This window comes from Actinomadura sp. NPDC049753 (genome assembly GCF_040674655.1).
GTDB lineage: Bacteria > Actinomycetota > Actinomycetes > Streptosporangiales > Streptosporangiaceae > Spirillospora > Spirillospora verrucosospora.
Window position 1 is genome coordinate 1 of sequence record NZ_JBFARL010000279.1, and the last position, 8,356, is coordinate 8,356.

9 protein-coding genes and 1 pseudogene are annotated in these 8,356 nt (G+C 73.4%); 5 read left to right on the top strand and 5 right to left on the bottom strand.

Annotation, left to right across the window (positions count from 1 at the left end; all coding sequences use genetic code 11):
* Positions 1-330, top strand: a pseudogene (locus tag AB0K37_RS38245) (hypothetical protein); the annotation flags it as partial.
* 49 nt (positions 331-379) lie between these two features.
* A complete protein-coding gene (locus AB0K37_RS38250) occupies positions 380-652 on the top strand; it encodes a DUF6457 domain-containing protein (RefSeq protein WP_363990018.1) in 273 nt (90 codons plus the stop codon).
* On the opposite strand, the gene AB0K37_RS38255 is transcribed toward AB0K37_RS38250, so the two are convergent.
* Positions 649-891, bottom strand: a complete 243-nt coding sequence (locus AB0K37_RS38255) for a hypothetical protein (protein WP_363990020.1) — start codon at positions 889-891, stop codon at positions 649-651. The genes AB0K37_RS38250 and AB0K37_RS38255 overlap by 4 nt on opposite strands.
* Before the next feature lie 281 nt (positions 892-1,172).
* Between AB0K37_RS38255 and AB0K37_RS38260 the strand changes: the two genes are divergently transcribed.
* Entirely contained in the window at positions 1,173-2,660 is a 1,488-nt protein-coding gene (locus tag AB0K37_RS38260; RefSeq protein ID WP_363990023.1) for a DHA2 family efflux MFS transporter permease subunit, read from the top strand.
* On the opposite strand, the gene AB0K37_RS38265 is transcribed toward AB0K37_RS38260, so the two are convergent.
* Both AB0K37_RS38265 and AB0K37_RS38270 read right to left on the bottom strand, forming a co-directional pair.
* Positions 2,589-3,899 carry an NAD(P)/FAD-dependent oxidoreductase gene (locus tag AB0K37_RS38265; RefSeq protein ID WP_363990026.1) on the bottom strand — a complete coding sequence of 437 codons (1,311 nt, stop codon included), beginning with the start codon at positions 3,897-3,899 and terminating at the stop codon, positions 2,589-2,591. The genes AB0K37_RS38260 and AB0K37_RS38265 overlap by 72 nt on opposite strands.
* On the bottom strand, positions 3,889-4,689 hold the full coding sequence (locus AB0K37_RS38270) for a tryptophan 2,3-dioxygenase family protein (RefSeq protein WP_363990028.1): 801 nt from the start codon (positions 4,687-4,689) through the stop codon (positions 3,889-3,891). The genes AB0K37_RS38265 and AB0K37_RS38270 overlap by 11 nt, the downstream gene beginning before the upstream one ends.
* 137 nt (positions 4,690-4,826) lie before the next feature.
* Here AB0K37_RS38270 and AB0K37_RS38275 point away from each other — a divergent pair, with 137 nt between their 5' ends.
* Positions 4,827-5,930, top strand: coding sequence for an alpha/beta hydrolase (locus AB0K37_RS38275; protein WP_363990031.1), 1,104 nt, complete (start codon positions 4,827-4,829; stop codon positions 5,928-5,930).
* Position 5,931: 1 nt separating this feature from the next.
* On the opposite strand, the gene AB0K37_RS38280 is transcribed toward AB0K37_RS38275, so the two are convergent.
* A complete protein-coding gene (locus AB0K37_RS38280) occupies positions 5,932-7,203 on the bottom strand; it encodes a hydroxyacid-oxoacid transhydrogenase (RefSeq protein ID WP_363990034.1) in 1,272 nt (423 codons plus the stop codon).
* Positions 7,204-7,258: 55 nt separating this feature from the next.
* Entirely contained in the window at positions 7,259-7,744 is a 486-nt protein-coding gene (locus AB0K37_RS38285) for a MarR family transcriptional regulator (RefSeq protein WP_345181233.1), read from the bottom strand.
* Positions 7,745-7,842: 98 nt separating this feature from the next.
* Here AB0K37_RS38285 and AB0K37_RS38290 point away from each other — a divergent pair.
* A partial coding sequence (locus tag AB0K37_RS38290) for a cobalamin-dependent protein (RefSeq protein WP_363990037.1) occupies positions 7,843-8,356 on the top strand: 514 nt, incomplete at its 3' end.

Genomic DNA, 8,356 nt, shown 5'->3' on the forward strand with positions numbered 1-8,356 from the left:
GGCGGTCAGGCCTGCGGGACGGTCTCGGCGGCGTCCCGGTCCTGCAGCCAGCGCTCGGCGTCGATGGCGGACCTCGCGGCGCTGCTGGAGGCGGCGGCGGAGCGCGACGGGGCCGTCCTGGTGGACGGCGACGGACGCGAGCAGTGGCTCGCGGGCTGCTGGCGCGCCGGCGCCCTGCGGACGGCGCTGGCCGCCTACGACGGCGCGTCCCTGCGCGGCCTCCTCGGCCCCCTGGACCCCGTGCCGGTCGCCCTGCCCCCGGACGTCCGCCCGGCCTGGTACGACTGCGACACCCCCGAACAACTGGCCGCCGCCGAGCGCCTGCTTTGATCGTGCGAGAGTGGGCACACCACCAGCACCATGCTCGAAGGGGGAACCCATGTCTGTCCTAGAGGACTGGCTCAGCGCGGCGTGCCTCGAACTGGGTCTGGAGCGCGGGGACGTCGACCAGGGCCTCGTCCTGGACCTCGCACGCGACGTCGCCCACAATGTCGCGCGGCCCGGCGCGCCGCTGACGGCCTACCTGCTCGGCCTCGCGGTCGGCCGCGGTGTGCCCGCGCGGGACGCCGCCGCGCGGCTGACCGAGATGGCCGAGGGCTGGCGGACCGAGGTGCCCGAGCAGGCCGGCGAGCCGGTCCTCGACGACGCCTAACCGCGCCCGGAGGGCTCGTCGCGTTCCGCGACCGGCACCACGTCCTTCAGGAAGTCCCGGCGGGACAGGAACGCCGACAGGCTCTCGCGGTGCTCGTCGCAGGCGAGCCAGACCTTCCGCCGGTCCGGCGTGTGGATCTTCGGGTTGTTCCACCGCAGCGCCCACACGGCGTCGGCACGGCACCCCTTGGCGGAGCACTGCAACTCTTCGGGGCCGGTTCCCGCATCGGAGTCGGTCATCAGGGAAGCCTAGGGGAGTGTTCATGGCAGTGTTCATGGCAGTGCTCTCCTCCTTCGGGCCTGGCGGCCCTCCATCGTCGAGCAATGCGGGCGATCGCTGGCATCGCTCCGTCTCGCCTTGCGGCTCGCTGCGCGATCAGATTCTTGCTTCGCTCGAAATCTGCCTTCGGACGCGATCGCAACCGTTGAGGTTGTTGGTGGTTGCTGCGTTGGTCGAGGTCCGCGTGGACGGTGTCTCTGGGCCACGTTTGGGTTTGGTGGTCTTCGGATAGGACCCCGCCGTGCGAGCAGAGGGCGCGGACGCCCGGGATCTGGGGGAGCGGCGGCGGAACTGGCAGGCGCTCTCGGTCTGCCTTGTCGCTGCGTTCATGACGCTGCTGGACGTCAGCATCGTCAACGTGGCGCTGCCGTCGATCCGGGCGGGTCTGCACGCGTCCGACGCCCAGCTGCAGTGGATCCTGTCGGGGTACGCCCTGACGTTCGGGCTCGTCCTCGTCCCGGCGGGGCGGCTCGGCGACGCCCGCAGCCGCCGGGCGGTCTTCATGTCCGGGCTCGCCCTGTTCACGGCGGCGAGCGCGGCGGCGGGCATCGCCCCGACGATCCTGCTGCTCGTCCTGGCCCGGCTCGTGCAGGGCGTCGCGGGCGGCATCCTCAACCCGCAGGTCGCCGGGCTCATCCAGCAGCTGTTCCGGGGTGCCGCGCGCGGACGGGCGTTCGGGGCGCTCGGCGCCGTCATCGGGGTCGCCACCGCCGTCGGCCCGCTGCTCGGCGGCGGGCTGATCGCGATCGCCGGGTCGGCGGAGGGCTGGCGGTGGGTGTTCTACGTCAACATCCCCGTCGGGATCGCGGCGCTGGTCCTGGCGTGGCGGCTGCTGCCCGCCCCGGTCTACGGGCAGCGGCAGGGCCTGGACCCGCTCGGGGTGCTGCTGCTGGGCGCGGGGGTCCTGTGCGTGCTGCTGCCGCTCGTCCAGGAGCAGCAGTGGCGGGGCGCCCTGAAGTGGCTGCTGATCCCCGCGGGCGCCGCGCTGCTGGTGGCCTTCGCGGCCTGGGAGCGCCGGGCGCGGACGCCGATGGTCGTCCTCGCGCTGTTCCGCCTCCGCTCCTACACGCTGGGCACGGCGATCGCGCTGCTGTACTTCGCCGGGTTCACCGCGGTGTTCTTCATCTTCACCCTCTACCTGCAGAACGGCCTCGGCTACAGCGCGCTCGGCGCTGGGCTTGCCATCACCCCCTTCGCGGTCGGGTCCGGTGTGGCGTCCGCGCTCGGCGGACGGGTCGTCTCCCGGTTCGGCCGCCCCCTCGTCGCCGCCGGCCTGTGCCTGGTGCTCGTGGGGCTCGGCGCGGCGTGGCTCGCCGTCGAGCTGAGGCCCGGCGCCGGCGTGGCCTGGGCGACCGCGGCGCCGCTGCTGGTGGCCGGGCTCGGCACCGGCCTGGTCATCTCGCCGAACCAGACGATCACGCTGTCGGAGGTGGACTACACCGAGGGCGGCAGCGCGGCGGGCGTCCTGCAGACCGGCCAGCGGGTCGGCACCGCGATGGGGATCGCCGCCGTCGGGGCGGTGTTCTTCGCCACGCTGGGCGGGACCGGCGGGGAGTGGGCGGCCGCCTTCCGGCACGGGCTGATCGTCGTGCTGGGGTTCGTGCTGGCGGCGCTGGCGGCGGCCGTCGCCGATCTGGCGGCCGGCCGCCGCCCGGCGTCAGCGCCGCCGGACGAGGGCGCGCAGGCCCAGGCCGAGGGCCGCCGCGGAGCCGAGGGCGGCCGCGGCTAGCACCCGGTTCTGCCGCCTGATCCGCGCCGGGATCCGCGCGTAGGGGATCGTCGAGAACGACACCAGTTCGTAGCGGGAGACGTAGCGTCCGGCCAGGCGGCGCTCCAGCGCGTGCGTCGCCGCCTGCTTCGCCCGGTAGACCGGCGAGGACACCCGGTCGCGCATCTCGACGAAGTTGTCCAGCGCCATCTCGGCGATCGCGTCGGTGTTGGCCTTGCGCCGCCCCTGGTAGAGCCGCAGCGCGCGGGCCCAGTCGCCGCCGGTCTCGGTCAGGCACCGGTCGATCTCGATGCAGTCCTCGAACGCGCAGTTCGCGCCCTGCCCGAAGAAGGGCACGATCGCGTGCGCGGCGTCGCCCAGCAGCGCCACCACGGCGCCCTCGGCGGACCGCGTCCACGGCCAGCACCGGACGGTCACCAGCGACCCGACCGGGTTGCGCTCGTAGTCGTCCGCGAGGTCCGGCATCAGGCCCGCCACGTCGGGATAGTGGCGCTCGAAGTAGTCGGTGACCTTCTCCGGGGTGTCGAGGGCGGCGAAGTCCTCCTTCGGCCAGAACAGCGTGCAGGTGAACGAGCGGTCCAGGTTCGGCAGCGCGATCATCATCGAGGTCCCGCGCGGCCAGATGTGCAGGGCGTCCGGATCGAGCGCGAACCCGCCGTCCTTCGGCGGGACGGTCAGCTCCTTGTAGCCGTGCTCCAGGAAGTCGGCGTCCTCGTCCAGGCGCAGCGACCGGCGGACCGCGCTGTAGGCGCCGTCCCCCGCCAGGACGACGTCGGCGGGTTCGGGGGCCGCGTCCTCCAGCAGGAGGGCGCCGGCCTCGACGTCCACGCCGGTGACGCGCTGGGAGAACCGCAGCGTGACCCCCGGCGTGCACTCGGCGGTGTCCAGCAGGGACCGGTTCAGCTCGGCGCGGCTGATGGAGTTGATGGCGCGTTCCCCGTCGGCGCTGTAGGGCTGGAAGTTCCGCGCCCCCGACAGGGGGTGGACCATCCGCCCGTGCATGGGCAGCGCCTGCTTGAGCGACCGGTCGCGCAGGCCGACCTGCTCCAGCGCGGCCAGGCCCCGCGCCGAGACCGCCAGGTTGATCGAGCGTCCCCGCTCGGCGCCCGCGACGCGCGGGTCGGGGCGCCGCTCGTACACGGTCACCGCGATGCCGCGGCGGCCGAGCAGCACCGCGAGCAGGCAGCCCGCCAGGCCAGCGCCGACGATCGCGACCCGCTCGCCGCCCTCAGCCGCCATGGACGGGGACCTCCTCGGTCTGGGAGCGGACCTCCCACAGGTCGGGGAAGGCGGCGGCGAACAGGGTGCTGCGCAGGTAGTCGGCGCCGGCCGACCCGCCCGTGCCGATCTTCGCGCCGATCGTCCGCTCGACCATCTTCAGGTGCCGGTACCGCCACTCCTGGACGCCCTCGTCCACGTCGACGAGCGCCTCGCAGACCTCGGCGGCCGGCCCGGACTCGTCCGCGTAGACGGCGAGCAGGACCTTCTGCACCCCGGGGTCGGGCTCCCACGGCCGGGAGATGTCCCGCTCCAGGGCCTCGCGCGGCACGGGGTGGCCGCGCCCCGCGAGGTAGCGCAGCAGCGAGTCGAACACCGAGGGGCGGGACACGGCCGCCTGGAGCCGCTCGTCGCCGCGCAGGTCGGAGGCCGGGAAGGAGCGCCGCCCGAGGACGGCCTCGATCTCGCGGAACTGCTCGCTCTGGAAGCCGCTGGAGCTGCCGAGCGCGTCGCGGAACGAGGCGAACTGCCGGGGCGTCATCGTCTCCAGGACGTCCAGCTGCCCGACCACGGTCTTGAGGATCTTGGCGATGCGGCGGGCGGTGTGCAGCGACCCCGCGCTGTTGCCCTCCTCCAGCCGGCGCTGCAGCAGCGCGGCCTCGTGCAGGATCTGCTTGAACCACAGCTCGTAGACCTGATGGATGATCACGAAGAGCAGCTCGTCGTGCGCCCGGGTCTTCGGCTCCTGGCACGACAGCAGGTCGTCGAGCTTCAGATAGCCGCCGTACGTCATCGTCGGCGAATCCGCCATCACGCCTCCTTGCGACACAACGGATGTGATTCGCAGCATATGGGATGGATCAGCACGTCCAGGCGGTGGGTGGCCGTGGGGAGGCCATACCCCCCTAGGATCAGAACCTGATTCGGTAACGGGCCGGGAGGCGCCGGATGGGCGAGATCGTCAGGGAGTTCGTGGGGCTGCCGTCGCCCCTGGCCGGCAGGGCGGGCGCGGGCGGCCACCCGTGCCAGGGGATCTACCACCGCCCCGCCGGCGCCGCCCCGAAGACCGCGTTCATCGCGGCCCACTACAACGTCGACTTCTCCGAGCACTACCTCGCCGAGCACCTCGCGGCCCGCGGCCACGGCTTCCTCGGCTGGAACACCCGCTTCCGCGGCAACGAGGCGTACTTCCTGCTCGACCACGCCCTCGCCGAGATCGGCGAGGGCGTCCGCTGGCTGCGCGAACGGGCGGGCGCCGAGCGGATCGTCCTGCTCGGCAACTCCGGCGGCGGCTCGCTGATGGCCGCCTACCAGTCCCAGGCCGTCGAGCCCAACGTCACGCCCGTCGCGGGGATGCGTCCGGTCGCCGCCATCGAGGACCTGCCCGCCGGGGACCTGTTCGTCGCGCTCGCCGCCCACTCCGGCCGCCCGGAGGTCCTCACCGCCTGGATGGACCCCTCGGTCACCGACGAGACCGACCCGCTGTCGGTCGACCCGTCCCTGGACCCCTTCGACCCCGGCAACGGCCCCCCGTACAGCGCGGAGTTCCAGGCCCGCTACCGCGCCGCCCAGCGCGCCCGCAACGAGCGCATCACCGACCGGGTCCTCGCCCGCCTGGACGCGCTGAAGGGCACCCGCGCCCGCGACGCGCTGTTCACCGTGCACCGCACCTGGGCCGACCTGCGGATGGTCGACCCCGCCATCGAGCCGTCCGACCGCGAGCCCAACCGCTGCTACCTCGGCGACCCCGCCAAGGCCAACTACGGCGTGTTCGGCATCGGCTCGCTGTGCACGCTGCGCTCCTGGCTGTCGATGTGGAGCCTGCGCACCTCGCAGTGCACCGCCGCCCCGCACCTGGCGCGCATCACCGTCCCGTCACTGGTGGTGCACGCCACGGCGGACGAGTGCGTCTACGAGAGCGACGCCCGCGCGATCTTCGACGCCCTCGCCGCGTCCGACCGGACCCTCCACCGCATCAGGGACACCCACTACCTGCCGGACTCCCGGCCCGAGGCCGCCGACCTGGTCGACGCCTGGGTCCGCGCCCGCTGAGTCACCACAGCCGCAGCGACCGGGTGAAGATCCCGGCCACGGCCTCCTCGTCCACCGGGCGCGGCGAGGTCGCCAGCAGCCGCTGCTGCTTCATCGCGCCCTCCACCAGCGCGGGGATGTCACCCTCCCCGTATCCGACGCCGCCGATCCCGTCCGGGATGCCGATGTCGCGCATCAGCCGCAGCACCGCCAGGGGCAGGTGCTCGGCCGGGTCGTCCGGCCGCTCCATCCGCGGGTCGAGCAGCTCCGCGGCCCGGACGTGGCGCTCGGGGCGCGCCTCGAAGGTGAACCGGAACGCCTCGGGCGCGGTCAGCGACACCGACATGCCGTGGGGGACCATCGCCTCCCCGTCCGGGTAGCCGTCCGGCCGGAAGTCCTTGACCTGCCCCGCGATGGGGTAGGCGTTGGCGTGCGGGATGTGCACGCCGGCGTTGCCGAACCCGAGCCCCGCGAACGTCGCCGCCAGCGCCATGTCGGTGCGCGCGTCCCGGTCGTCCCCGTCCGCGACGGCCCGGCGGAACGACCGCGACAGCAGGCTCAGCGACTTCTCGGCCCACATGTCCGACACCGGGTTGGCCCCGCAGTACGGCACCCGCTCCTCGGGTCTCTTGCGCTCGTACCGGTCGTAGGGGCGCGCGGTGTAGCTCTCCAGGGCGTGGCACAGGATGTCCATCCCCGCCGACGCGGTCACGCCGGGCGGCTGCGACATCGTCAGCTCCGGGTCCACCACGGCCAGCGCCGGCCGCAGCCGCGGGTGGCTGATGCCGGTCTTGACCCGCAGGTCCAGGACGTCCAGGACGCAGACCGTCGTGCTCTCCGCGCCGGTGCCCGTCGTCGTGGGGACGGCGACCAGCGGCAGCAGCGGCCGCTCCGGCGCCCGTCCCGCCCCCACGGGCGGGTTCAGGTAGTCGGTGAGATCGCCCTCGTTGGTCGTCAGGAGGTTGACGGCCTTCGCGGTGTCGATGCTCGACCCGCCCCCGACCGCCACATAGGCGTCGTAGGGGCCGGTCGCGCGGGCGTGCTCGACCGCCTCGCGCATGCTCGCGTCCGTCGGCTCGACGCGCACGCCCTCGAACACCGCGGCCTCGACCCCGTAGGCCCTCATCGCGTCCGCGATCCGGCGCGGCCCGCCCGTCGCCGCGACCCCCGCGTCGGTGACGACCAGCACCCGCCGCGCCCCGAACTGCGCCAGATCGAACCCGATCTCGTCCGCGGCCCCGCTCCCGAACTTCAGCTGCGGCGCCCCATAGGTGAAGACCGTCTCGCTCGTCATCTTCCCAAGGTGCCACACGCCCCGCCGCCGTCCGGGGGGCGCTGGTTCTCCTGGATCAGTCCAGATCTCCGGTGGCCATGCGGACGCGGCGCAGGGCGGTGGTGATGTCGGCGGCCTCGGCGGCGGGGAGGCCGGCGATGCCGAAGCCGGACTCGTTGAGGGCGAGCGTCGCCTCCTCGGCGAGGTCGCGGCCCGCGGGGGTGATGGTGGCGAGGACGACGCGGCGGTCGTCGGGGGAGGGGCGGCGGCCGACCAGACCCCTCTGCTCCAGGCGGCCGATCACGTTGGTCACGGACGCGGGGTGCACCATGAGGCGGGCGCCCATCTTGCCCATGGGGAGGGTCCCGGTGCGGGCGAAGGCGAGCAGGCGCAGGGCCTCGTAGGCGGCGAACGTCAGCCCGTACGGCTTGAGGACGGCCTCGATCCGGCTGAGCAGGATCTGCTGGGCCCGCATCACCGAGGTGACGGCCGCCATGCGGTCGGCGTGCTCGGGCCAGCGGCCGCTCCACTGGCGGTGGGCCTCGGCGATGGGATCGGGCATGTCGGACACCGGGCCACCGTATTCGGTCTTGACTGCGTCGCGCACGGAAACTATTTTAACTTCCAAATATTGGATGTCCAAGGGTTGAGGTGGAGACGGTGACGCGGGAGCTGCACGCGCCGGTGCACCCGGTGCGCTTCGTGACGGCGGCGGCGCTGTTCGACGGCCATGACGCGGCCATCAACATCATGCGGCGCATCCTGCAGTCCCAGGGCGCCGAGGTGGTGCACCTGGGGCACGACCGCTCCGTCCGGGAGGTCGTCGACGCGGTCCTGGAGGAGGACGCGCAGGGCGTGGCGATCAGCTCCTACCAGGGCGGCCACGTCGAGTACTTCGAGTACCTGTCGCGCAGCCTGAAGGAGGCCGGCGCCGAGCACGTCAAGGTGTTCGGCGGGGGCGGCGGCGTCATCGTGCACGAGGAGATCGCGCGGCTGTCGGACGCCGGCGTGCGGATCTTCTCCCCGGAGGACGGGCAGCGGCTCGGCCTGCCCGGCATGATCAACGAACTGGTCCGCGAGTGCGACGTCGACCTGGCCGCCGAGCCCGTGCCGGCCGACGCCGTGGTGGCGGGGGAGCGGCGCGCCCTCGCCCGGGCCATCACCTGCCTGCAGG